General features: G+C 65.3%; 22 protein-coding genes, 1 tRNA gene and 1 riboswitch. Of the genes, 15 read left to right on the plus strand and 8 right to left on the minus strand.

The window, feature by feature from the left end:
- Positions 1–76: 76 nt before the first annotated feature.
- Complete coding sequence (locus PQQ53_RS08090) at positions 77–1,228, plus strand: exonuclease domain-containing protein (protein ID WP_408323621.1); 1,152 nt, start codon at positions 77–79, stop codon at positions 1,226–1,228.
- 113 nt (positions 1,229–1,341) lie between these two features.
- Here the strand turns inward: PQQ53_RS08090 and PQQ53_RS08095 are convergent, their stop codons facing one another.
- Positions 1,342–1,938 (minus strand): chorismate mutase, encoded by a 597-nt coding sequence (locus tag PQQ53_RS08095; RefSeq protein WP_408152487.1) that lies wholly within the window; start codon positions 1,936–1,938, stop codon positions 1,342–1,344.
- A 286-nt stretch (positions 1,939–2,224) separates the two neighbouring features.
- Positions 2,225–2,374 (minus strand): hypothetical protein, encoded by a 150-nt coding sequence (locus PQQ53_RS08100; RefSeq protein ID WP_042321669.1) that lies wholly within the window; start codon positions 2,372–2,374, stop codon positions 2,225–2,227.
- Between the two features lie 876 nt (positions 2,375–3,250).
- Between PQQ53_RS08100 and PQQ53_RS08105 the strand changes: the two genes are divergently transcribed.
- Positions 3,251–3,451 carry a hypothetical protein gene (locus tag PQQ53_RS08105; protein WP_408140795.1) on the plus strand — a complete coding sequence of 67 codons (201 nt, stop codon included), beginning with the start codon at positions 3,251–3,253 and terminating at the stop codon, positions 3,449–3,451.
- A 461-nt stretch (positions 3,452–3,912) separates the two neighbouring features.
- On the opposite strand, the gene PQQ53_RS08110 is transcribed toward PQQ53_RS08105, so the two are convergent.
- From PQQ53_RS08110 to pepN, 5 genes are all read right to left on the minus strand, one after another.
- Positions 3,913–3,988 (minus strand) — tRNA-Thr (locus PQQ53_RS08110).
- A 55-nt stretch (positions 3,989–4,043) separates the two neighbouring features.
- Positions 4,044–5,060, minus strand: coding sequence for a class 1 fructose-bisphosphatase (locus PQQ53_RS08115; RefSeq protein ID WP_408140797.1), 1,017 nt, complete (start codon positions 5,058–5,060; stop codon positions 4,044–4,046).
- Between the two features lie 122 nt (positions 5,061–5,182).
- Positions 5,183–5,638, minus strand: coding sequence for a HigA family addiction module antitoxin (locus tag PQQ53_RS08120; RefSeq protein WP_408152489.1), 456 nt, complete (start codon positions 5,636–5,638; stop codon positions 5,183–5,185).
- A gap of 16 nt (positions 5,639–5,654) precedes the next feature.
- Positions 5,655–5,936 (minus strand): type II toxin-antitoxin system RelE/ParE family toxin, encoded by a 282-nt coding sequence (locus tag PQQ53_RS08125; protein WP_408140799.1) that lies wholly within the window; start codon positions 5,934–5,936, stop codon positions 5,655–5,657.
- A gap of 200 nt (positions 5,937–6,136) precedes the next feature.
- The gene (gene pepN, locus PQQ53_RS08130) at positions 6,137–8,833 is read right to left on the minus strand and encodes an aminopeptidase N (protein ID WP_408152490.1); all 2,697 of its coding nucleotides are present in this window, start codon (positions 8,831–8,833) and stop codon (positions 6,137–6,139) included.
- Between the two features lie 231 nt (positions 8,834–9,064).
- On the opposite strand from pepN, the gene PQQ53_RS08135 reads away from it, so the two are divergent.
- A complete protein-coding gene (locus tag PQQ53_RS08135) occupies positions 9,065–9,763 on the plus strand; it encodes a DUF4136 domain-containing protein (protein WP_408140802.1) in 699 nt (232 codons plus the stop codon).
- Positions 9,764–9,990: 227 nt separating this feature from the next.
- Here PQQ53_RS08135 and PQQ53_RS08140 read toward each other — a convergent pair whose 3' ends face one another.
- Positions 9,991–10,563: a TMEM165/GDT1 family protein gene (locus PQQ53_RS08140; protein ID WP_408140803.1), complete on the minus strand. Its 573-nt coding sequence runs from the start codon at positions 10,561–10,563 to the stop codon at positions 9,991–9,993.
- A gap of 57 nt (positions 10,564–10,620) precedes the next feature.
- Positions 10,621–10,791, minus strand: a riboswitch (yybP-ykoY riboswitch).
- 609 nt (positions 10,792–11,400) lie between these two features.
- Here PQQ53_RS08140 and PQQ53_RS08145 point away from each other — a divergent pair.
- Genes PQQ53_RS08145 through PQQ53_RS08200 form a run of 12 tightly spaced genes read left to right on the plus strand, consistent with a single transcriptional unit; the run spans position 11,401 to position 24,170 of the window.
- Entirely contained in the window at positions 11,401–12,195 is a 795-nt protein-coding gene (locus PQQ53_RS08145; RefSeq protein WP_408140804.1) for a beta-ketoacyl synthase chain length factor, read from the plus strand.
- On the plus strand, positions 12,179–12,973 hold the full coding sequence (locus PQQ53_RS08150) for a lysophospholipid acyltransferase family protein (RefSeq protein WP_408140806.1): 795 nt from the start codon (positions 12,179–12,181) through the stop codon (positions 12,971–12,973). Before PQQ53_RS08145 ends, PQQ53_RS08150 begins: the two co-directional genes overlap by 17 nt.
- The gene (locus tag PQQ53_RS08155) at positions 12,948–13,247 is read left to right on the plus strand and encodes a phosphopantetheine-binding protein (protein ID WP_408140808.1); all 300 of its coding nucleotides are present in this window, start codon (positions 12,948–12,950) and stop codon (positions 13,245–13,247) included. Before PQQ53_RS08150 ends, PQQ53_RS08155 begins: the two co-directional genes overlap by 26 nt.
- Positions 13,248–13,250: 3 nt before the next feature.
- Positions 13,251–13,502 carry an acyl carrier protein gene (locus PQQ53_RS08160; protein WP_042321734.1) on the plus strand — a complete coding sequence of 84 codons (252 nt, stop codon included), beginning with the start codon at positions 13,251–13,253 and terminating at the stop codon, positions 13,500–13,502.
- A complete protein-coding gene (locus PQQ53_RS08165; RefSeq protein ID WP_408140810.1) occupies positions 13,502–14,164 on the plus strand; it encodes a COG4648 family protein in 663 nt (220 codons plus the stop codon). The genes PQQ53_RS08160 and PQQ53_RS08165 overlap by 1 nt, the downstream gene beginning before the upstream one ends.
- On the plus strand, positions 14,161–15,876 hold the full coding sequence (locus tag PQQ53_RS08170) for an ApeI family dehydratase (RefSeq protein ID WP_408323622.1): 1,716 nt from the start codon (positions 14,161–14,163) through the stop codon (positions 15,874–15,876). The genes PQQ53_RS08165 and PQQ53_RS08170 overlap by 4 nt, the downstream gene beginning before the upstream one ends.
- On the plus strand, positions 15,876–17,618 hold the full coding sequence (locus PQQ53_RS08175; RefSeq protein WP_408323623.1) for a glycosyltransferase family 2 protein: 1,743 nt from the start codon (positions 15,876–15,878) through the stop codon (positions 17,616–17,618). Before PQQ53_RS08170 ends, PQQ53_RS08175 begins: the two co-directional genes overlap by 1 nt.
- On the plus strand, positions 17,605–19,209 hold the full coding sequence (locus PQQ53_RS08180) for an HAL/PAL/TAL family ammonia-lyase (protein ID WP_408323624.1): 1,605 nt from the start codon (positions 17,605–17,607) through the stop codon (positions 19,207–19,209). The genes PQQ53_RS08175 and PQQ53_RS08180 overlap by 14 nt, the downstream gene beginning before the upstream one ends.
- On the plus strand, positions 19,206–19,637 hold the full coding sequence (locus tag PQQ53_RS08185) for an acyl-CoA thioesterase (RefSeq protein ID WP_408323625.1): 432 nt from the start codon (positions 19,206–19,208) through the stop codon (positions 19,635–19,637). Before PQQ53_RS08180 ends, PQQ53_RS08185 begins: the two co-directional genes overlap by 4 nt.
- The gene (locus PQQ53_RS08190) at positions 19,625–20,323 is read left to right on the plus strand and encodes an outer membrane lipoprotein carrier protein LolA (protein WP_408140815.1); all 699 of its coding nucleotides are present in this window, start codon (positions 19,625–19,627) and stop codon (positions 20,321–20,323) included. Before PQQ53_RS08185 ends, PQQ53_RS08190 begins: the two co-directional genes overlap by 13 nt.
- Positions 20,323–22,989: an MMPL family transporter gene (locus PQQ53_RS08195; protein ID WP_408323626.1), complete on the plus strand. Its 2,667-nt coding sequence runs from the start codon at positions 20,323–20,325 to the stop codon at positions 22,987–22,989. Before PQQ53_RS08190 ends, PQQ53_RS08195 begins: the two co-directional genes overlap by 1 nt.
- Positions 22,986–24,170: a beta-ketoacyl-[acyl-carrier-protein] synthase family protein gene (locus PQQ53_RS08200; protein ID WP_408140818.1), complete on the plus strand. Its 1,185-nt coding sequence runs from the start codon at positions 22,986–22,988 to the stop codon at positions 24,168–24,170. The genes PQQ53_RS08195 and PQQ53_RS08200 overlap by 4 nt, the downstream gene beginning before the upstream one ends.
- Positions 24,171–24,175: the final 5 nt, after the last annotated feature.

Raw genomic sequence — 24,175 nt, forward strand, 5'->3', positions numbered from 1 at the left:
GCGATGCGATTTGGGTGTGGGGCGGTCAACTAGTGCATACTTGCCGCAAAGCCACACGTCTAAAGTATCTCTTTCCATGTCTGAACAGTTTTTGCCGGAACCGGCCCTGGATTTACCCATTGTCTTCGTCGACCTCGAAACCACCGGTGGTTCGACCAGTGAGCATCGCATTACCGAGGTCGGCGTCGTCGAAGTAGGGCCGGCCGGCGTGTCGCGCTGGAGCACGCTGGTCGATCCGCAGCAGTCGATTCCGTCGTTCATCCAGCAGCTCACCGGCATCACGAACGCCATGGTGCGCGGTGCGCCGACCTTCGACGAAATCGCGCCGGCGCTGTTCGAACGCCTGAGCGGCAAACTCTTCATCGCGCATAACGCCAGTTTCGACCGCGGTTTTCTGCGCGGCGAGTTTCGGCGGGCCGGGCTCGCGTTCGATCCGGATGTGTTGTGCACCGTGCGTCTGTCGCGCGCATTGTTTCCGGCGGAAAAGCGTCATGGTCTGGACGCGCTGGTCGAGCGTCATGCGCTTGTGCCGTCCGATCGCCATCGTGCGCTTGCCGACGCCGACTTGATCTGGCAGTTCTGGCAACGTCTGCACGGCCTCGTGCCGCTCGACGTGCTGCGCGCGCAGATCGAGCGCACCACGCGGCGCTACCGGCTTGCCGGTGACATCACGGAGGATCTGCTCGACACCGCGCCGGCCGGTTGCGGCGTCTACGCTTTTTATGGCGAAGGAGACTCCCCGCTGTATGTCGGGCGAAGCGTGCGCGTACGTCAGCGGTTGCGCTCGCATCTGACAGGCGAGCGGCGTTCGTCGAAGGATATTCGGCTGGCGCAGCAGGTACGGCGTGTCGAATGGCGTGCGACCGGCGGCGAGTTGGGGGCGATGCTTGCGGAGGCGCAATGGATTGCGACGCTGCGTCCTGGCCATAACCGGCTGCCGCGTGTGACGAAAAGCGATCCGGCGGACGCGCCCTGGCCGTTTCAGGGGCCGGTCGTTTTTGAGGAGCGCGAGGAAGCGTCGCAGGCGCGGGCTTTCCATGTCGTCGACCGCTGGTGCTATATCGGTCATGCGCCGTCGCTCGCGCAGGCGGCCGAGTTGTATGCGTCGAGCGTTGCGGGGCCGTTCGAGCTCTCGACGTATCGCATCCTGCAGAGTCATCTTGCACGGGGGCTGCGCGTGATGCCGTTGAGCGCGTCGAGCGACGCTCCGGCTTCGAGCCTCGCTTGACGCGAGACTTCGCCGCGCAAAGCAAAGCAGGTTCAGTCAATCAGGTGACCGCAGTTCGGTCGCGCGCGGCGGCCCGGGTGCCTCGGGCCGCGTGCTTCGTCACCCGGTCCGGATCAGCCGGTCGCGCCCACGCCGCCCGTTTCGCACACGTGACCTAGCGCGCGCGTCAACGCGCTCGCGTGAGCAGAGTCGTAGCGGGTCAGCGATTTCCAGTTGGCAAGCGATTGCGCGACGCGCGACGGGCAGTCGTCCGCCGTCCGAAGCGGCTGCACGCGCGCAAGACTGGTTACGAGCGATTGCGTCAGTCGGTCCAACTGAGGCCTCGTGCTGGTCGCGAGGTCGGGCGCGGGCCCTTGCGGCGGCTGTGTGCTGCGCCAGGTGGCAAACAGCGCGTTCTGCACGTCCTTGCTCGCGTCGATCTGATCCTGGAAGAACGCACGGGCGAACGCCGGATCGACGTTCGCCGCCGCAGCGCGCTTTTCGACGTCGGCAAGCAGCGCGTTCTCGCGCGGCGTGTCGGTAATCGCCTGATGGTTGGCCCACTTCCAGCGCGCGACCGGTTCCGCGAGCGCGAGGCGCTGCGAAGCCAGCGCAATCAGATTGGTGAGCGCCGTGTCGCCGCCATCGGCGACGGCGGGGGCGGGCGCGAGGGCGACGCAAGCAGCCAACGCGAGTGCGCATGACGCGCCAAATCGATACGAGCGATTCATGGGAAATGGATGTGGCCGAATGGCCGCTGAGGAAAACCAGAAGAATAAATGATGCGGCGGTCGCGGAGCGTTTTGTCCGGCCGGCAGTCGGTCAGTGTGCGGTTCTCAGGTATGTGAACCGGAAGCGCACGCGATCAGACGCCGCGGTCCGAATAGCCGGACGGTGGCGTACGTCAGGCGAGTCGAATCAGCGTCGCGCGGCGCACGTAACACGCTTAATAGGGCGCGTGTACACACCGCGCGCGGCTACGCGCGCACGTCGATGCTGCATCGCGCCACTGTTCAATTACTTCGAGTCGCACGACTTGCGTTGTTCGTCGAAAAATGCGCGAACGTGCTCAGGCAGTTCGGCACCCAGAAACTCGACGCCAGCGGGTTCCGGATCCGGGCAAAAGACTTTATCCGGGGTCGGAATCTTCGTTGGTTTGGCATCCATGATCTTTCTCCTTTACAAGCGGATTATCAGCCTCGGTCCCTGTTTCGCACCAGTGTCTGATGTAGGCCAGATGTTCTCTGTTGCTTTAACGGCACAAGCCAACACTTCAACAGAGTGTTTGAATAGAATTTATCGTCTGTCTATTGCCATGCGGATTTCCCGCGCGAATCAAATCAGTCCCGCCGGCCGCATCGATTCCCTTCTCAGCCTTGTCCCGTGCGCTTTCCAGCCGAAGTTCCGTTGGCACCTGCGCCATACACACTCCATATGAATTTTGTGTGAATAAATCGGCGCAATTTGTGCAGTGCCGCATCGGCAGGATTTTCTCGATAATTGACTGAACGTTCGTTAATTACCGATGCGTTCAGTTTGCGTGGCCGTCTCCCTAATGTTTCGTAAACGATTGATTTTGAGGTTTCGTTGACGAAATTTAACTTTTATTAAAGTTTTTCTTCAAAGATTCGCGAATCCACGGTCGGCGTCTGCGCAAGCTCGAGACGTGAATGCCTCGGAGCGTTGAGCACCGGTACTAACCCCCCGCCAGGCCGAGTCGGGGATTCGGGGGAGGGGACTTCCCATGCCTGTCTTCGAAGAGGGATTTGCCACTGCGTTGACTGCGCGCACCGGTGTGCATTCACGTCCTGAGGCAGGTCGCCGCGAACAGAAAGCGCGGGGGCAACGAGCCTCCCCGCATTTCTGTGCGCGATGCCACGCTCCCACGTTCGTGCCGAAACCTCGTCACCCGACGCCAGGCCGCTCAACGCCCCTGTCGCCGCCTATGCTTGAAGCCGCCATCTGCCACACGACGTGCGGCGGCTAACGGACGCGTCCGTCCCCGCGCGGAAGATGTCAGTCTTCGCCATTCGGAGAAGTGCAATGGAAAACGCCGTCTATTGGAAAGGACGTGAGGTCGGAATCGAATGTGCCGGCAGAATCTTATGGTTTGCGTCGGCGCCGCGGGAAGCGATCGCCGCGTACGGCAAGCCGCAAGAAGAGCCGGCAGCGGCCGAGGATTCCGTCGTGGCCCGCAACCTCGTTATGGCGCTGCCATATGGCAGGTCCCATTTTCGTGGGTGAGAGCAGCACGGTTGCTTCCGTTGAGGTGGCTCTGAAAGGAGCAAATGAGACCGGCTTGCTCTCAGGTGAGCGAATCGAACACCCGCTGTTTGTGCCAGGGAATTCTCGTCCCGCGCGACGAAGCGTTTGAGGTATACAGCCGTCGTCGTACCAGCTTTACGACCTCAACTGGAAGTGGGTGTTCACACGGTTCAAGCCTGCAAGTTCTGACTGATGCATGACCGTACACAGTCCGTTCGAATGAACTTGCAGGGTGCGCACGATTGCGCACCAGCATCGCCGGTCGATCCGCGCCGAATGGTTCGACTATCTCTTCCTGTTTCCGCTTTGCGCGAAAGTGCTGCAACGGTGTTCGCTGCGGTGCCGATTTATTGAGAGACCTGGATCAACATGGCGGGCGATGGACATCCACAAAGCAAAAAGCCCAGTCGCAAGGACTGGGCTTTTTGCTTGAATCTTGATGGTGCCGGAAAGAGGAATCGAACCCCCGACCTTCGCATTACGAATGCGCTGCTCTACCGTCTGAGCTATTCCGGCATCAGGAGAAACGAGATTATAGGGACTTCTTCAGTAGCTTGGCAAGCCCCCTAACTCACTTTTTTGCTTCGAGATGGTAGCGGGTGACGCGATCGACCTCGTTCTTCGAGCCGAGGAACACCGCGACACGCTCGTGCAGGCTTTTCGGCTGGATGTCCAGAATGCGTTGTTCGCCGTTGGTCGCCGCGCCGCCCGCCTGCTCGACGATGAACGCCATCGGGTTCGCTTCGTACATCAGGCGCAGCTTGCCCGGCTTGTCCGGCGTGCGCTTGTCGGCGGGGTACATGAAGATGCCGCCACGATTCAGGATACGGTGCACGTCCGCGACCATCGACGCGATCCAGCGCATGTTGAAATCGCTCTGGCGCGAACCATCCTTGCCGGCCTTCAATTCGCCGATGTATTGCTCGACCGGCGGATACCAGTGGCGCTCGTTCGACGCGTTGATTGCATACTCGCGCGTTTCGACCGGAATGCGCATGTCGCTTTGCGTGAGCACCCACGATCCGAGTTCGCGGTCGAGCGTAAAGCAGTTCACGCCGTTGCCCGTGGTCAGCACGAGCACGGTTTGCGGACCGTACACCGCGTAACCCGCAGCGACCTGTTGCGTGCCCGGTTGCAGGAACGACTGCTCGGTGGGCTGCTGGCCGTCCGGGCAACGCAGCACCGAGAAGATCGTGCCGATCGACACGTTGACGTCGATGTTCGACGAGCCGTCGAGCGGATCGAACACCAGCAGGTATTCGCCCTTCGGATAGTTGGCCGGGATCGGGAAAAACTGTTCCATTTCCTCGGACGCCATGCCGGCCAGGTTGCCGCCCCATTCATTCGCTTCGAGCAGGATTTCGTTCGACAGGATGTCGAGCTTCTTCTGCACTTCGCCCTGCACGTTCTCGCTGCCCGCGGTGCCGAGCGCATCGCCGAGCGCGCCTTTGCTGACGTGGTAGCTGATCGCCTTGCACGCACGCGCGACGACTTCGATCAAAAGGCGCAGGTCGGCCGGCAGGTTATTGGTCTCGCGCTGCTGCTCGATCAGGTACTTCGTGAGAGTGGTACGACGTTGCAAAGCCATTGCTGTACTCCGGGAAGGCTAGAGGAATATCCCGATTTTAACCGCTCACTGTGTCTGCTCTGTGCTTTTAAGCGCGAAGAGCGTGCGTTGATGCGGCCGGCGCGGTGCGGCGCAGGCGTCATTCAGGCTTTGCGGTGTGCCTTGCCGGCGGTGTGGCTGCTGCTCACGCTGACCGCGAGCGCTGCTGCCCGGGCATGCTCGGCTGACACTTTCGGCATTGTCGGGCGATCCGCCCGGGGCATCGGTTCGATCTCCCGTTCGATCTGCTCGCCGGCCGCCGCGGTGGCGATGCGCAGGTCATAGGCGATCTGCAGGTTGAGCCAGAATTGCGCGCTCGCGCCAAAGTAGCGCTGGAGCCGCAGCGCGGTGTCGGCCGAAATGGCGCGCTTACCGCGTACGACGTCGTTGATGCGCGGCGCCGGCACGCGCAGCGCAAGCGCGAGTGCGTTGACGGACATGCCGAGCGGTTCGAGGAATTCGCTGCGCAGAATCTCGCCCGGATGGATGTCGGGGATGGTGTCGCCAGTATCGATGTCCGAGAAATCGATGCTCTCCAGCGCGGAGCGTTTGATGACCATGCCGGTCTCCCACTAATCAGTGATAGTCGACAATCTCGACATTCAGCGTTTCCTCGGCGACGAAGTGGAAACAGATGCGCCATTGCGCATTGATGCGGATGCTCCACTGCCCACTGCGCTGGCCTTGCAGGGCCTCGAGCCGGTTACCGGGCGGCGCGTGCAGACTCATGATGGAGTCTGCCGCGTCGATCATCAGCAGCTTGCGGCGTGCGAGCGCCTGGATATGAAGCGGCAGTGAGTGCAGGAACTTGCCTTGAAAGATTCTCGCCGTAGCCTTGTCGCCGAATGTCGTGATCATAGGGATCATATAACGCATTGCGTTAAACGTAAACCGTTAACCGAATGCGTTTACTTTCGCCTCGCCGGCATCAGATGAACAGTCGTCCAGATGGCTAACGAGTCCTTCGGCACGCACGGACGCCGGGGCCGAACTCAGGACGAAAAAAAGCCGGCAACGTGTGCCGGCTTGTCGAGGCGAGTGCCGCTGTCAGGCGGCGATCACGCCAAGGCTTTCTCCACGATCTCGCGCACGTCGCGCGACTTCACCTGCGACGCCACTTTCTCCAGCGCCGCGCGCATGCCTTCGCGCAGCGCCGGCGTGAAGCGGCGCCACAATTCGAGCGAGCGGGCGAGGCGGGCAGCCACTTGCGGATTGATCGCGTCGAGCGCAATCACCTGATCGGCCCAGAACGCGTAGCCCGAGCCGTCTTCGGCGTGGAACTGCGCGGGGTTCGCCGCGCAGAAGCTGAAGATCAGCGAACGCGCGCGGTTCGGATTTTTCAGATTGAAGGCCGGATGCGTCATCAGCTTGCGCACGATGTCGATTACCGGACGTTGCGCGCTGCCGCGCTGCGTGGCCTGCAAGGCGAACCATTTGTCGATGACGAGCGGCTCCTTTTCGAAGCGCCGGTAGAAGTCGTCGAGCGCCTGCTGCGCCTGCACGCTGCCGCCGTTGGCGGCAGCCGCGTTGAGCAGCGCGGAGAGTGCCGCCGCGCGGTCGGTCATGTTGTTCGCCGCGTCGTATTGCGCGGACGCGAGGCGTACCGCTTCGGCCGGATCGTCGAGCTCCGCGAGATACGACAGCGCGAGATTCTTCAGCGCGCGATGACCGGCCGCCTCGGGCGTCGCCTCGTAGGCACCCGGCGTGCGATGCTGCTCGTACACCTTCAGCCACTCGTTTTCGAGCGCATTGGCGAGCCGCTTGCGCACGAACTGCCGGGCGGCATGCACGGCCGCCGGATTCGATTCGGCCATCTGCTCGGCCAGATACGCTTCGGACGGCAGCATCAACGCGAGTTCGCGGAACGCCGGCGACAGCGTTTCGTCGGTGAGCACGCGCGCGAACGCGGCGACCACCGAGTCGTCGAGTTGCAGCGGCACGCCCGAGGCCGCGCGGCCGGCGAGCGCCATCAACTCGCGGGTGGCGAGCCGTTGACCGGCTTCCCAGCGGTTGAACGGATCGCTGTCGTGCGCGAGCAGGAACGCGAGCTGGTCCGCCGAGTAGTCGTATTCGACGATCACCGGTGCGGAGAAATTGCGCAGCAGCGACGGCAGCGGCTCCTGCGCGACGTCGACGAACGTGAAGCTCTGTTCGGTTTGCGTGAATTCGAGCACGCGCGTGGTGGCCGCCGACGCCTTCGCTTCGCCTTCGAGCTTGAGCGGCAAATCCGCGCCGTCCTTGCCGATCAGGCCGATCGCAAACGGAATCAGCAGCGGTCCTTTCTGCGTCTCGCGCGCGGCCGGCGGAGCGTCGGCGTAGCCTTGGCGCAGCGTCACGCTGTAGCGCCGCTGCGCGGCGTCGTACTGGGTGCGCACGGATACCCGGGGGGTGCCGGCCTGGCTGTACCAGCGCTCGAACTGCGCGAGGTCGCGGCCGTTCGCGTCGGCGAGCGCGTGGCGGAAGTCGTCGCAGGTCACCGCCTGGCCGTCATGGCGCTTGAAGTACAGGTCCATGCCCTTGCGGAAGCCGTCGCGGCCAAACAGCGTCTGATACATCCGCACGACTTCGGAGCCTTTCTCGTAGACCGTCATCGTGTAGAAGTTGTTGATCTCGACGTAGCTTTCCGGGCGCACCGGATGCGCCATCGGGCCCGCGTCTTCGGCGAACTGCATCTGGCGCAGCACGCGCACGTCCTCGATGCGCTTGGTCGCGCGCGCGGCTTCGTCCGTCGCGCCGCCGGCCATGTCGGCCGAGAATTCCTGATCGCGGAACACCGTCAAGCCTTCCTTCAGGCTCAGCTGGAACCAGTCGCGGCAGGTCACGCGGTTGCCGGTCCAGTTGTGGAAGTACTCGTGGCCGACCACCGCCTCGATGTTCGCGAAGTCGGTATCGGTTGCCGTTTCGGGGTTCGCCAGCACGTACTTCGTGTTGAAGATGTTGAGCCCCTTGTTCTCCATCGCGCCCATGTTGAAGTCGCTCACCGCGACGATCATGAAGCGGTCCAGATCGAGTTCGAGCCCGAAGCGTTCTTCGTCCCAGCGGATCGAATGGATCAGCGAATCCATCGCGTGACGGGTCTTGTCCAGATCGTGCGGCTCGACCCACACCTGCAGCAGCTTTTCCTTGCCCGAGCCGCTCTTCACGCGTTCTTCGAGCGCGACCAGCTTGCCCGCGACCAGCGCGAACAGATAGCTAGGTTTCCTGAACGGATCTTCCCAGCGCGCGAAATGGCGTCCGTCCGGCAAGTCGCCTTCTTCGAGCAGATTGCCGTTCGACAGCAGCACCGGATAGTCGGCCCGGCTCGCGCGCAGCGTGACCGTGAAGGTCGCCATCACGTCCGGGCGGTCGAGGAAATAGGTGATGCGGCGAAAGCCTTCGGCCTCGCACTGCGTGAAGAAGTTGCCGCCCGATACATAGAGGCCCGACAGCGTGGTGTTCGCGGCCGGATTGCAGATGCTGGTGAGCGTCAGTTCGAAGCTGTCCGGCACGTTGTCGAGCAGCAGTCCGTGCTCGTGCGCATGCGCGTTGGCGAACGGTTGGCCGTCGATTTCCGCGCCGACGAACTCCAGTTGCTCGCCCATCAGTTCGAGATGCGCGGCGCGGGACGCGTCAGGGTTGCGGCGCACGCGCATCGTATTCCTGACGATCGTGCGTTCGGGGACCAGATCGAACTCCAGCGCGACGGTGTCGATCAGGAAGGCGGGCGGCGCGTAATCGGCGCGGCGGATCACATTGGGCGTTGCGGTATCGGCCATGGCGTTCTGTAGTGTTGGTACTCGAGCGGTCAGGCGCGCGCAGGGCACGCAAGCCGGGCTGGTCGGGCCATTGTACAAAGCCTCGGGCAATCGTGCGGAGCGAACTTTTTACCGGCTCGCGGGGTCAGCGTATTATCGGGCGCCCGCGCGTGAAAAAGCCGCGTGCGCGTTCGACGCAGCCGGTCATCACTGGCGATAATAGGCAATTCAAAAGGCCTCACGAGGTAGACCATGAACATCGATCGATGGGCCCGCCGCGCCACGCTGTTGTTGGCCGCGCTGGCGGTGCTTCTGTCCGGCTGCACGACCTACGTGACCACTCAGGTCACGGCGTTCTCCGACTGGAGCGGCAATGACGCCACCCGCACCTTCGCGTTCACGCGGGCGCCGGATCAGCAGAACAATCTCGAACTCGCCACCTACGAACGCATGGTCGCCAGCGAACTCGCGGGGCATGCGTTCCGTGAAGTCGACAGCGCACAAGCGCGCTATCTGGTTGGACTCTCGTACGGCATCCGCTCGGACATGGTGACGGTTGCGCAACCGGTGTACTACAACCCGTGGCCGTCGCCGTACTGGGGCCGCCCGTTCGACCCGTGGGGACCGTGGGGTCCGTATCCGGCCACGTACGTGAACCAGACCTATCCGATTTTCACTCATCTGCTGGGCATACGGATCACCGAGCGCGCGAGCGGCAAGGAGGTCTATAACGTGACGGCCCGCAACTCGGGCGGCGAGTCGTCGCTGGTGAGGGCGATGCCGTATCTGGCGCGCAGCGCGCTGGCCGATTTCCCGCTCGGCAACGGTGCGGTGCATACGGTGAAGATTCCGCGCGGCGAGGGCGGCGGCCCGGCGAACGAAGTGGTCGCGACCGGCGGCGCGCCGGCCGGGGTGCCGGTTCCGGCGTCGGGTGCCAAGGCGGCGGAGTAGGGGGCAGGCAGAGTGGCGCAGGTTGAAGCGCAATGAGAACGGCCCGGCGGGTTATCCCTGCCGGGCCGTTCTGTTTTTGCAGTCGTGAGAAGCAGGGGCGTCTCACGCGATGTGGCGTTTTACAGGCTGGCCGATGCAGCGACGCGCAACGTTAGCGCGATGCACCCGCGCGCGCAGCGCCGCCTGAAGACCACACAGAAGTCGCCCGGGCACAGCCTAAACGCAGCCTAAACGCCGATCCCAAACAACGCCATCGCCCCCAGCACCACGAACAGCACCGCCGCGATGCCGTGCACGAGCCCGGTCGGCAGGCGGTGGGCGAAGCGGTCGCCGAGCAGGATCGCCGGCACGTTGGCTATCATCATGCCGAGCGTGGTGCCCGCCACCACGCCGAAGAAATCGTGAAAGCGCGCGGCGAGGGCGATCGTCGCAATCTGCGTCTTGTCGCCCATTTCCGCGATGAAGAACGCCACCACGGTCGCGCCGAACACGCCGAAGTGCGTGCGGTTCGTGTTGGCTTCGTCGTCGTCGAGCTTGTCCGGCACGAGGATCCACAGGCCCATCGCGACGAACGAGGCGGCCAGCGCCCAGCGCATGATGGTCGGCGTGAGCAGCGAGCCGAGCCATGCGCCGAGCGCGCCCGCACCCGCGTGATTGATGAGGGTGGCGGTAAGCACGCCGAGGATGATCGGGACGGGTTTACGGTAGCGGGCCGCGAGCACGAGCGAGAGCAGTTGCGTCTTGTCGCCGATCTCGGCGAGCGCGACCGCTCCGGTCGAAATGAGAAAAGCGTGATTCACGATTGTGTGGGTTCCTCGGGCCGAGATGTGTACGAGCGACGACCCACGACACGCCGGGCCCTGTTGCGGCGCGTGTGGATCATCGGTCTCGCCAGGCCAGAGGCTGCGGCTGCCATGGCCATGAAGGCCAAGTCTGTTGACAGGCGCCCCCGCGAACCGCACGTTCGACGCACCCAGGCACAGCGGTGCGGACATGCCGCGGGGCGGCTACTCCCCAATGAGCGACGGAGTATAGCAGGCAAGGATGTGTCTGATTGCTCAAGCGGGCTGTGCGGCGGCCGCGGCGTTGCGTAGTCGGATTGGCAATGAGCGAGGTGAGGCCGGGAAACGTTTCTCGCATGTCGAGCCCGCGCGAACAACTCGCCTGTGTGCAAATGTTCCGATGTGAAACACCTGTCGAGAAAGTCGAATGAAAGTATTTGCCCAGATCTGGCGTTTTTGACCAGCCGCCGGCTCGATCGGAAACATACGGGAAGGGGCTTTCCCCCGGATCGCGGCGCGCGGCGCAAATGTTAATCCGCGGCCCGCCGCCATTTGACCATCCGTCGCACTGGCGATACGGATACAGATGGATACGTCTTTTCTGGCTGATTTAATCCAGAATATTCAGTATGATTCCGCCGACCAGGAGAGCCTGGGACGATTCATCTGATTAAATGTCACAGGCCTCTAAACAATTGGGGCCAAGTGCCGTTAATGCCGTTAATGCGCTGACCCTATAAGAAAAGTGCCCATCGGCTGGCGATCGCCGATCCGCGCGGCGCATGCAGGCCGTGACGGTTTCATGTTCCGTCTGGCGCCTGAGCCTCTCTCCCGTTTCAACGCGCAAGCACCGATATGCCCGATCTGCACTGGACCATTCCGGTCGGTCGCTGGTCTAGCTGGCCGGCCACCGCATCTGCCGCACCCGATATTGGCTTTATCGAGCCGATCGTGCGGCGTCGTCTGAGCACGCTGTCCAAAGTCGCGCTGAAGGTCGCGCACGACTGCGTCGCGCAGGACGCGGTCCGGGTCGTGTTCGGGTCGCGGCATGGCGAATTGCGCCGCACCACCGACATCCTGCGCAGCATCAGCGCCGGGGAGCCCGTTTCGCCGACCGCGTTCAGCCTGTCGGTGCTGAACGCGATGACCGGCGTGTTCGGTATCGCGCGCGGTGACCGCTCGGCGGCCAGCGCGATTTCGGCCGGCGCGCAAACCCTCGGCTACGCACTGCTGGAAGCGCATGCGCAATACGCGATGCAGCCCGACTCGCCGGTATTGCTGGTGTACGCCGACGAACCGGCGGACGCGGCGTACGGCACGATCGAAGACGAAGTGCAGGGTGGCGCGCTCGCCATTCTGCTCGACCGCGAGGCGGCGACCGGGCACATGGTGTGCTCCCTGTCACGCGCCGCCGGTGATCAGACGTCAGGACCGCTCGGCGGCGCAAGCGAAACCGGCGAAGTCCAGCCCGGCGAAACCGGCAATGGCCTGAGCGCGGGCACAAGCACCGACACCGCCCCACACGCCGCGCCCGCGTTCTTCGCGACTCAAAGCCAGGCGTTGCTGTACTGCCTGGAAACCGGCCAGCCTGCGTGCTGGCAGCGCGCAGGCATCATCTGGCATTGGAGTTGGCATGACCGCGCGGCTTGATTATCTGTGGCGTTTTTGCGCGACCGGCATCGCCTTCGTGATATTCGGCGTGTGCGGCGTGCTGTTTTCCGTGCTGGTGTTTCCGCTCGCGTGGCTGTGGCCGCATCGCGCGTCGCGGCAGCGGGTGGTGACCGGCGTGATCCACTGGTTTTTCCGCGCGCTGGTCGCCGTGTTGCGGCGCATCGGCGTGATGGAGCTCGACGTGTCGGGCTCGGACGCGCTACGCACCGGCGGCCCGGCGATCGTGGTCGCGAATCACCCGACCTACCTCGACGTGATGGTGCTGCTGTCGCTCACGCCGCGCGCCTGCTGCGTCGTGAAGAACGCGCACTGGCGCAACCCGTGTTTCTGGGGGATCGTGCGCGCGGCGGAATACGTCAGCAACGCGGACCCCACTGAATTGATCGAAGCGGGCGCCCGGCAGCTCGCGGCCGGCTACACGATGATTATTTTTCCCGAAGGCACGCGCAGTCCCGCGCCGAACCGGCTGCACGCTTTTTCGCGCGGCTTCGCGCACATGGCATTGAAGGCCGGCGCGCCGATCGTGCCGGTGCTGATGGATTGCGACCCGCCCGCGTTCACCCGGCAGCTGCGCTGGTACGACGTGCCGGCGCGCGCGTTCCGCATGCGCGTGAACGTGCTCGAGCCGCTCGGTGTCGAGCAGTTCGCCGCCCATGACACGACTCCGGCTTTGGCGGCGCGCAGCGTAACGAGCGCCGTCGAAGCTCACATTACCCGGCACCTGTTCGATTATGGATTCTTTAAAACTGGAAATTAAACAGCTCCTGATCGAAGCCCTCGATCTGGAAGACCTGAGCCCGGCCGATATCGACGACGATGCCCCGCTGTTCGACACCGACGGCATCGGTCTCGATTCGATCGACGCGCTCGAAATCGGCATCGTGCTGCGCAAACAATACCAACTGACCATTGCGGCCAATGACGAACGCACGCGCGAACATTTTCGCTCGATCAGCACGCTGGCCGCGCTGGTCGAGAGTCAGCGCGAAGCGGCGCACGCTGCGAACGAAACCGCAAAGAAGGGGGATTAAACCGTGTCCGACGCAGAGATTCTTGAACGCATCCGTGCGATCTTCAAAGAGAACTTCGCCATCGAGCCCGAACGGGTGACGCCCGACGCGCACCTGTTCGAAGACCTCGATCTCGACAGTATCGACGCCGTCGACCTCGCGATCAAACTGCAGGAAATGACCGGCCGCCGCATCAAGCCGGAAGAATTCAAATCGGTGCGCACGGTCGGCGACGTGATCGGTGCGGTCGAATCCCTGCTGGCGGCCCAAGGCTGATGCCGGTCGCGCGCTCGCGAGTGCCAACGGCGGTGCCCGACGCTGCCGCAGCGACGCCTGGCACGGAGCGCCATTGGGGCAAGACCGTCGTGCAGGTGCTGTTGAAGCTCGCGTATCCCGCGCTGATTCTGTGCGCGTGGCGCTGGGACGAGCCGCGCCTCGTCGGCGGCATGCTGTTTGCGATTCTGTGGCTGCAGCGCTGGGCCGGCAGCGGCCCCGTCGCGGCTTCGCTGCGGCGTCTGTCCGCGATCGACTGGAGCGTGGTCGGCTTGCTGAGTGTCGCGTCGGCGGCGATCGTCGTCACCGATAGCGAACTGCTGTTGCGCCTCTACCCGTCGCTCGTCAATCTCGGTTTGCTGATCGCGTTCGGCACGACGCTCGTGCGCGGCCCGTCGATGATCGAGAAATTCGCGCGCCTCGGCAATCCGGATCTGCCGCCCGCGGCGGTCCATCACACGCGGCGCGTGACGCAGGTGTGGTGTGCGTTCTTCGTGCTGAACGGCGCGTTCTCCGCCTACACGGCGCTGTACTGGAGCCGCGCGAACTGGTCGCTGTATAACGGCGCGATTGCCTATGGGCTGATCGGCGTGCTGCTCGTGGCCGAGTTCATCTGGCGTTATCTGGTCGTGTTGCCGCGCGCCGCGCGTTCGGAGGCGGCATGATCGCGTTGCATGATCTGCTTTCGGTTTGCGGGGAAGCTGCGTCGAACACCCCGGTGTGCCGGGACGGCCGCGAGGTGCTCGACCGCGCGGCGTTTCGCGCGCGCGTCGCGGCATGGATCGCACGAGTGCAAACGCAGGCCGCGCAACGCTACGCGTTGTGCATCGACGATCCGTTCGACTTCGCCTGTGCGTTGTTCGCGCTATTCGCGTGCGGCAAGGAGCCGGTGATTCCGGCCAACGCGACGCCTGGCTATCTGGCCGATCTCGCCGACGCCTACGATGCGATGCTGACCGATGCGGATCTGCCGCCGTTTGCGCGGCAAGCGCATGCAAACGCCAGCGCCGCCGTCGGCACAGCCTACCCCATCGACCCGCAAGCCCCGCTGACGCTTTACACCTCCGGCAGCAGCGGCAGCCCCAAGCCGATCCTCAAGACGCTCGCGCAGTTCAACGCCGAAGTGCACACGCTCGAGCAGCAGTGGGGCGCGCTGGTGGGCGACGCGACGATGCTCGCGAGCGTGCCGCACCATCACATCTACGGTTTGTTGTTTCGCGTGCTCTGGCCGCTGGCGGCCGGCCGCGCGTTCGACCGTGCGATCAGCATCGAGCCGCTGCATTTGCAGAGCCGCATCGAGCAATGCGGCGCAACCGTCGTCGTCTCGACGCCCGCGCAGTTGTCGCGCTGGCCCGCATTGCCCGGCTTCGCGTCATTGACGCCGGCCCCGCGCACCTTCTTTTCGTCGGGTGGCCCGCTCGCGCTCGACGCCGCGCAGCACTACGCCGCGGCTTACGGCGCGGCGCCGCTCGAAATCTACGGCAGCACGGAGACGGGCGGCATCGCGTGGCGGCGTCAGGATCAGACCGATGCGTGGCAACCGGTGAGCGGCATCGAAATTCGCCGCGATGAGGACGGCGCGTTGAACGTGCGCTCTGCGCATCTTGGCCACGCCGGCTGGCACCGCACCGACGACCAGATCGCCTGCGACGAGCACGGCCGCTTCCGTCTGCAAGGCCGGCTCGACCGTGTGCTGAAGCTGGACGGCAAACGCGTGTCGCTGCCCGAGCTGGAGGTGCGTCTCGCGCTGCATCCGTATGTCGCGCAAGCGGCGCTCGTGCCGCTTGCCGGCGCGTCGCGCGAACGCGTGGGCGCGCTGGTCGCATTGACCGAAGCGGGCAACGCGGCCTTGCGCGACGAAGGCCGCGTGCTGCTCGCACGAACTTTACGCCGGCATCTCTCCGGTTATTTCGACGTGGTGGTGCTGCCGCGTCATTGGCGTTTCCGGCTGAGCTTGCCGTTCGACGCGCGCGGCAAGCTGCCGGTCAGCGCGGTGGCGGCCGCCTTCGCTGCGCGCGCCGAAGGTATCGAAGTGCTGGCCGAAGCGCGGACCCAGGCACACAGCGGCGACACGCTGCACTACGCGCTGCGCGTGCCGCCCACGCTCGTGCATTTCGCCGGCCATTTTCCGGGGCTGCCGATTTTGCCCGGCGTGGTCCAGGTCGACTGGGCAGTGCGTCTTGCCGCCGATCATCTGCCGGCCGTGCGCGCGGTGGCGTCGATCGATCGGCTCAAATTCATGGCGCCGGTTTCGCCGGGCGCGGTGCTCAAACTCACGCTGGCCCACGACGCCGCACGTCGGCGCGTGCAGTTCGCGTACCGGCTGGACGGCCGCGAATGCGCGTCGGGCGTGATCGTCTATCGGGAGCCCGCGTGATGAAGTTCGCTCCCTGCATCGTCATTCCGATCTACAACCACAAGGATGCGATCGGCGCGACCGTCGCGCATCTCGCGGTGCATCACCTGCCGATCTTCGTCGTCGACGACGGCAGCGACGACGCGACCCAGCAGGTGCTCGCCGCGCTCGCGCAGCAGTACGCGGAGCAACTCACGCTGTGGCGGCTGCCCGTCAACGGCGGCAAAGGCGCGGCGGTGATGGCGGGGCTGCGCGCCGCGCGCGAGGCGGGCTACACGCACGCATTGCAGATCGACGCCGACGGCCAGCACGACGCGAGCGACGTGCCGCGTTTCATCGACGCCGCGCGCGCCGAGCCTGGCGCGGTGATTCTCGGCCGCCCGGTCTACGACGAGAGCGTGCCGAAAGCGCGCCTCTACGGCCGCTATCTGACGCACGTATGGGTGTGGATCGAAACGCTGTCGCTGACGATCCGCGATTCGATGTGCGGCTTCCGTCTCTATCCGCTGGCGCTCGCATGCGAGCTGATCGACAGCGTGCCGTTGCCCACGCGCATGGACTTCGACATCGAGATCCTCGTGCGCCTGCATTGGCGGCGCGCGGCGTTCCGCTCGATTCCGACGCGCGTCACCTATGCCGCCGACGGCGTGTCGCATTTCGACGTGCTGTGGGACAACGTGCGCATCAGCCGCAGCCACACGCGGCTCGTGTTCGGCATGCTGTGGCGTCTGCCGATGCTGCTCGCGCACAAGCTGATGCCACGCCGCGCCGCGCCCGTCGACGCAGCACGCGAAGCGCAACAACCCGACGAACCGGGGGACGAGGCCTGGTGGCGGATCGCCGAACGCGGCAGCCATCTCGGCATGGCCTTGCTCGCGCTCAGTTGCAAGCTGTTCGGCCGTGGCTTCACCGGGCTCTGGCTGCATCCGATCGTCGCGTACTTCCTGCTGACGGGACGCGCCGCGCGCGAAGCATCGGACAATTACTTCCGGCATCTCGGCGCGGCCGCGCCGCAAGACGAAACGCCGCGTCCGGGCTGGTTGTCCGCGTATCGCCACATGCTGGCGTTCGCGCAGTCGGGTTTCGACAAACTCGCCGCGTGGTCCGGCCGCGTCGACGACTCGGACGTGACGTTCGACGATCGTTCGGCGTTCGAAGCATTAGTGGCGAACGGCAAGGGCGCGCTCGTGATCGGCGCGCATCTCGGCAACCTGGAGATGACCCGCGCGCTCGCCGCGCACGGCGCTCATGCGAAGGTCACCGCCGTGGTCTACTCGGAGCACGCGCGCCGTTTCAACAGCGTGCTGGCGTCGGCCAATAGCGAGTTCTCGCGGCATCTGCTCGAAGTCCGCGATTTCGGTCCCGAGACCGCGATGCTGATGCAGCAGCGCGTCGATGCCGGCGAGCTGCTGGTGATCGTCGGCGACCGCGTGCCCGCGCACGAAGCGGGCCGCACCACCGACGCGCAGTTTCTCGGCGCGAGCGCGCCGTTCGCACAAGGTCCCTATGTGCTCGCGCATGCGCTGGGCTGTCCGGTCTATCTGTTCTTCTGTCTGAAAGAGCGCGACGGCTATCGCCTGTATTTCGAGCCGTTCGCCGAACGCATCGAATTGCCGCGCCGCGAACGTGCGCAGCATCTCGCCACGTGGGCGCAGCGTTATGCGGCACGTCTCGAACATTATTGCCGCAAGGCTCCCTATCAATGGTTCAACTTCTTCGATTTCTGGGCCAGCCCCAAGCGAGGCGCGAATGGCCGAACATGATCTGAGCGAAGCCGGCACGAACACGGCAACCGGCTTGAATCGGCACGCAGCGGCGGTCGTGATCGGCGCGCGCAAACTGACGATCGAAGAGGTCGTCGCGATTGCGCGGCAGCGCGCACCGGTCGCGCTGAGCGCGGACCCGGCATGGCGCGCACGTATCCAGCGCGGCGCGGATTTTCTGCGCCGCCATCTGGCCGCGGGTGCGACCGTCTACGGCGTGAACACCGGTTACGGCGACGCCTGCGTGGTCGACGTGCCGATGGAACTGGTCGAAGCGTTGCCGCTGCAACTGACGCGTTATCACGGCTGCGGCATGGGCCAGTATCTGGACGATGCGCAAACGCTCGCGGTGATCGCCGCGCGCCTGAACTCGCTCGCCTATGGTTTTTCCGGCGTGCGTCCGGTGTTGCTCGAACGCCTGGCCGATCTGATCAATCATCGCGTGTTGCCGCGCATTCCGGCCGAAGGCTCGGTCGGCGCGAGCGGCGATCTGACGCCGCTGTCCTATGTGGCGGCGGCACTCGCCGGCGAACGCGACGTGCAGTTCGACGGCGCGCTGCGCGATGTGCGTGACGTATGGACCGAACTCGGCCTCGCGCCGCTCACGCTCGCACCGAAAGAAGGCCTCGCGCTGATGAACGGCACGGCGGTGATGACGGGCCTCGCCTGTCTCGCGTTTGCCCGTGCGGATCATCTGACGCGGCTCGTCGCGCGTTTGACGGCGCTCTCGACCGTGGCGCTCGACGGCCGCGCTGCGCATTTCGACGCGACGCTGTTCGAGGTGAAACCGCACGCGGGCCAGGCCGAAGCAGCCGCATGGATCCGCGACGATCTGACGGGCCGCGACGATACGCCGGGGCATCGTCTGCAGGACCGCTATTCGATTCGTTGCGCGCCGCACGTGATCGGCGTGGCGCGTGATGCGCTGACGTGGGTGCGCCGCGACGTCGAGAACGAATTGAACAGCGCCAACGACAACCCGCTGATCGATCCCGACAACGAACGCGTGCTGCACGGCGGCAACTTCTACGGCGGCCATATCGCGTTCGCGATGGATGCGCTGAAGGTCGCGGTCGCCAATCTCGCCGATCTGATGGACCGGCAACTCGCGCTGCTGGTCGATGTGAATTTCAACAACGGCTTGCCGCGCAACCTGTCGGGCGCCGAGGCCGCGCGCGCCGCGATCAATCACGGCTTCAAGGCCGTGCAGATTTCGTCGTCGGCATGGACCGCGGAAGCGTTGAAGCACACGATGCCCGCGAGCGTTTTTTCGCGCTCGACCGAGTCGCACAATCAGGACAAGGTCAGCATGGGCACGATCGCCGCACGCGACTGTTTGCGCGTGCTGGAGTTGACCGAACAGGTGGCCGCCGCGCATACGCTCGCGACGGTGCAGGCCGCGCGGCTGCGCTTGCGGATCGACGGCGCGACGCCGGTGCCGGCGCCGCTGCAACGGTTTATCGACGACGTGGGCGCGGTGTCGCCGTTCCTCGCCGAGGACCGGGCGCTGGAGAGCGAGCTGCGCGCATTGACCGCGCGCATCGCCGCCTGCGATCTGCTCGACGACTATCGTGAGGGAGCGAACGCATGAGCGGAACGCCGAAAGTGCTGAGCGCGAGCGCGACGCTCGAAGTGGCGTTTCACGACGTCGACGCGATGAACGTGTGCTGGCACGGCAACTATCTGAAGTACTTCGAGATCGGCCGTGCAGCGCTCTTGCGCGCGTTCGACTACGACTACCGCGAGATGCAGGCCTCGGGCTATCTGTGGCCGATCGTCGAGGCGCATCTGAAGTATGTGCGCCCGGCCGTCTACGGTCAGAAGCTCGATGTGCGCACGCAACTGCTCGAACACGAAAACCGCCTGAAAATAGGCTATGAAATTGTCGATTGCGAATCCGGCACGCGCCTGACGAAGGGCTATACGATCCAGGTCGCGGTCGATGCCGCGACCGAGGAGTTGCAGTTCGTCTCCCCACCGGTCGTGTTCGACAAGCTGGAGCGAGTATGGGGACGATGACATGGCGCGCGCTGAGGGTGGGCGCGTTGAGTGCGTTGAGCCTGATCGGCGTGGTTGGCGTGGCGGCATGGCCGGCACCGGCCGTGAGCGCAACGGCGGCAACGGCGGCAGCCGCCGCACCCGCCGGCAACCCCGCACTCGTTTCGCAGATCGCCGCGCACCTCGCCCAGGCCAAGGGCGTGCGCGCGCAATTCACCCAAACGCAGACGCTCGCCGCGATGAAACAGCCGCTCGTCAGCAACGGCACGCTGCTGTTCCTGCGCGAGCGCGGCGTGCTCTGGCAGATCGATACGCCGTACAAAGCCACCTATGTGATCACCGACGCGGGCGTCGTGCAGGTCGACGCCGCCGGTCGGCGCGTGAGCGCCCGCAGCGCGCAAGGCACGCGCGGCGTCGCGCAGGTCTCGAAGATGATGCGCGCGATGCTCGGCGGCGACCTGTCGGCGCTGTACTCGCAATTCGACGTGCAGGCCGAAGGCAGCGCCGCGCAATGGCGAATGCAGCTGACGCCGAATCAGCCGCAGATCGCGCAATCGATCAAGCGTCTGGACATGGAGGGGGGCGACTATCTGCAAAGCTTGCGCATCACGCTGGCGAACGGCGACGCGACCAAGCTCGAGTTCGCGAGGAGCACGGCGGTGAGCGAACCGACGGCGGCTGAAAGCAGCCTGCTCGGAGCGCCGTAATGAATCTGCGGGACGTGCGCCACATGCCGCAACAACGGTCGGCGAAACAGACGTGGGGCGTGCGCGCCGCGTGGCTGCTGCTCGCGCTGATCGCGGCGCTGTATTGCGCGTGGCGCTTCGCGGGGCCGTCGCCGTTGCAGACCAATCTGCTTGCGCTCCTGCCCGCCACCGAGGCGGACCCCGTCGCCGAAAAAGCGGTCGACACGCTCGCGAGCGCGCTCGGCGACCGCACGGTGCTCCTCGTCACGAGCAACGACGACGCGCATGCAAAAGCGGCGGCGAGACAGCTTGGCGCGTCGCTGCAAAAGAGCGGGGCGTTCGGCTCGGTGACGGCGGAATTGCCGCCGTTCGATCTCGCGCAGATTGCTACGTTGTACATGCCGTATCGCTTTGGCTTGTTGACGCCGGCCGATCGCGCGGCGCTGGCGGGAGGGGCGGCCTCGGAAAATGCAGCACCCGCAGCAAACTCGACCCTGCGCGACACCTTGGCGCAACGCATCTACAGCCCGTTACGCGGCGGCCTGACCACGTCGCTCGCCGACGATCCGTTCGGCTGGCTCGAACGCTGGCTCGGCGGCCTGCCGCTCGCGACGTCGAACCTCGACATCGAAGACAACCTGCTGGTGGCGCATCGCGGGGCCGCGACCAGCGTGCTGATCGTCGCGACGTTGCGGGGTTCCGCGTACGAATCGCAGACGCAGCGCGCGGTGCGCGCGGCGCTCGCCCAAGGCGAAAGCGCGTTGCGGCAGGCCTTCCCCGATGTGTCGGTGGCGCGCACCGGCGCGGTGTTCTACGCGGAGTCGGCGCGCAGCGCGTCCGAGCGCGAAGTGCATCTGATCGGCGTCGCGTCGCTGTGCGGGATCGCGCTGCTGATGATGTGGGTGTTCCGCTCGCCGCGTCTGTTGCTGCTCGGCTTCATGTCGACGGCGCTCGGCATCGTCTGCGCGCTCGCGGCCACGCTGCTGGTGTTCGGCCAGTTGCATCTGCTGACGCTGGTGTTCGGCGCGAGCCTGATCGGCGAGGCTGTCGACTATTCGATCCAGTACTTCGTCGTGTATCTCGGCGCGCAGCGCGACTGGGACGCACGGCGCGGCGCGCGCACGGTGCGGCCCGCGCTGACGGTCGCGTTGCTGACGAGCCTGCTCGGCTACGCGATCCTGCTGTGGGTGCCGTTTCCCGCGCTCAAGCAGATCGCGTGCTTCGCGATGGTCGGCATTGCGACCGCGTTCGCGTCCGTGCTGTCGCTGTTGCCGACGCTGTTGACCCGTGCGCCCAAGCGCAGCCCGCAACGCGTGTTCGTCGGCGCGGCGCGTGTGTTGACGCTCTGGCATCGCGCGATTGGCGGACGGCGCGCGTGGGGCGTGGCGGTGTTGTTGCTGATCGCCGCGATTCCCGGCTGGCTGCGCATGACCAGCGACGACGATATCCATCTGCTGATCCAGCGGGACCCGTCGCTCGTCGCGCAGGAGAACAAGGTGCGCGATGCGGTGGGCGTCGATAACAGCGCGCAGTTTTTCGTCGTGCGCGGCGCGACGCCGGAGGTCGTGCTGCAACGCGCCGAAGCGCTGGGCGCGAAACTGGACGGCTTGAACGGTACGCCGAACCAGGTCGGCGGTTATCAGTCGGTGGCGCAATTCGTGCCGTCGGCACAGCGGCAGAACGACGACCGCGCGCTGCTCGCACAGCATGTGTTCAACGATCCCGCTGCGTTGCGCGCAACGCTGCTGCAAGCGGGCTTCAAGGACGAAGTCGCCGATGCGTGGCTCGCCGCCTACGCGAAGCCACAAGCGCCGCTCACCGTCGAGCGCTGGCTGGCCGCGCCGTGGTCGCAGCCGTATCGGCATTTGTGGCTCGGCGAAGTCGAGTCGGCCACGAAAACCTATGCGGCCGTCGTGATTCCGCAAGGCGTGACGCCGCACAACGCGCCCGCGCTGAATGCGCTCGCGCAAGGCGTGCCGGGCGTCGCGTTCGTCGATAAGGCCGCGAGCGTGTCGAAACTGTTCGGCGCGTATCGTGTCGACAGCGGCTGGTGGCTCGGCGCCGCGCTTGCACTCGTGCTCGTATTGCTGATCGTGCGATACGCGCCGAAGAAAGCCTCCTTGGGTAGCGCTTCGAATGAAGTCGCCGTGGGGCACGCTCCGCAGACAACCTTGTTGAAAAACGCCTCAAAGCAAGACCTTTCATGGGCCGCGCAACCCGACGCTCGACTCGCGCCCACGCAACGTGACGCCTCTTTGGCGGACGCCCGGAACAAGGCCTCTGTGTCCGACGCGCCGCAAATAGTCTCCCTGGCAAACCGCCTGCGCGGCGGCGTCGCTACCACGTTGCCGGTGGCGCTCGCAGTCGGCGTCACGCTCGCGGTGTTCGGCTACGCGGGCGTACCGCTCAATCTGTTCAACTGGCTCGCGTTGATGCTGGTGCTCGGCGTCGGCGCAAACTATGCGGTGTTCCTGCGCGAAGGCTGCCTGCGCGCGGACGCGGATCTCGGCGCGGTGTGGACCGGCGTGCTGCTGTCGGCGGCCACCACGCTGTTGTCGTTCGGCATGCTCGGCATGAGCGAGATGCCCGCGCTGAAGAGTTTCGGCGCGACGCTCGCGCTCGGCATCGCGGTCTCGGTGCTGCTCGCGCCGATCGGCATGCCATCGGAATCGAGGAGGGTGGCATGAAGACGCCATCGGTTTATCTGCACGCGCTCGGCATGATCAACGCGCTGGGCGGCAACGTCGACGAAATCGTGCCGGCGCTCGCCGCGACGCGCGCACCCGGCATGGCGAACGTGCATACCGGCGTCGGCGACGCGTTTGCCGGCAGCGTCCTTGCGCCGCTGGATCTCGCGCCGCGCGCCGATCTCGTGCGTTACGACTGCCGCAACAACCGTCTGCTGCTGGCCGCGCTCGCGCAGATCGGCCCCGCCATCGACGCCGCGCGCGAGCGTTACGGCGCTCACCGGATCGGCGTGGTGCTCGGCACCAGCACCTCGGGCATCGAGGCGGCCGAAGCCGCGTTCGTCTATCACGCGCAGGCGGGCCAGTTGCCCGAGAACTTCAACTACCGGCAAATGGAGATCGGCACCGCAGCGCCGTTCGCTGCCGCCGCGCTCGGCGTGCAAGGGCCGGCTTTCACGATTTCGACCGCGTGCACGTCGAGCGCGAAAGCCTTCGCGTCGGCGCGGCGTTTGCTGCAATTGCAACTGTGCGATGCGGTGGTGGTGGGCGGCGTCGATTCGCTCTGCGAATTGACCGTGCAGGGTTTCGCGTCGCTCGAATCGACCAGCGGCGTGCGCACCAATCCGATGAGCGTGAACCGCTGCGGGATCAACGTCGGCGAAGGCGCGGCCGTGTTCCTCATGAGTCGCGACGAAGCGGCCGTGCGGCTCGCCGGCCTCGGCGAATCGAGCGACGCGCATCACATTTCGTCGCCGGACCCGCAGGGCGCGGGGGCGGAACTGGCGCTGCGCGAAGCGCTCGCCGATGCGGGCATCGGACCGTCCGCGCTCGGCTATGTGAATCTGCATGCCACCGCCACGCGCAAGAACGACGAGATGGAAGCGAAGCTGATGGCGCGCGTGTTCCCCGACGGCGTCGCGACGAGCGGCACCAAGCCCCTGACCGGCCACCAGCTCGGCGCGGCGGGCGCCACCGAACTCGGCTTCGCGTGGCTCACGCTCGCACGCGAGGGCGTCCCACTGCCGCGCCACGTGTGGGACGGCGAGGCCGACCCCGCATTGCCGGCGCTGGACCTAGTGGAAAGCGAACGCTTCCTGGCGCGCCGCGCGGGTGCGCAATACGTGATGAGCAATTCGTTCGCGTTTGGCGGCAGCAACGTCAGTCTGATCCTCGCACGGTGACGCGC

The organism is Paraburkholderia strydomiana, assembly GCF_046030495.1.
GTDB lineage: Bacteria > Pseudomonadota > Gammaproteobacteria > Burkholderiales > Burkholderiaceae > Paraburkholderia > Paraburkholderia strydomiana_A.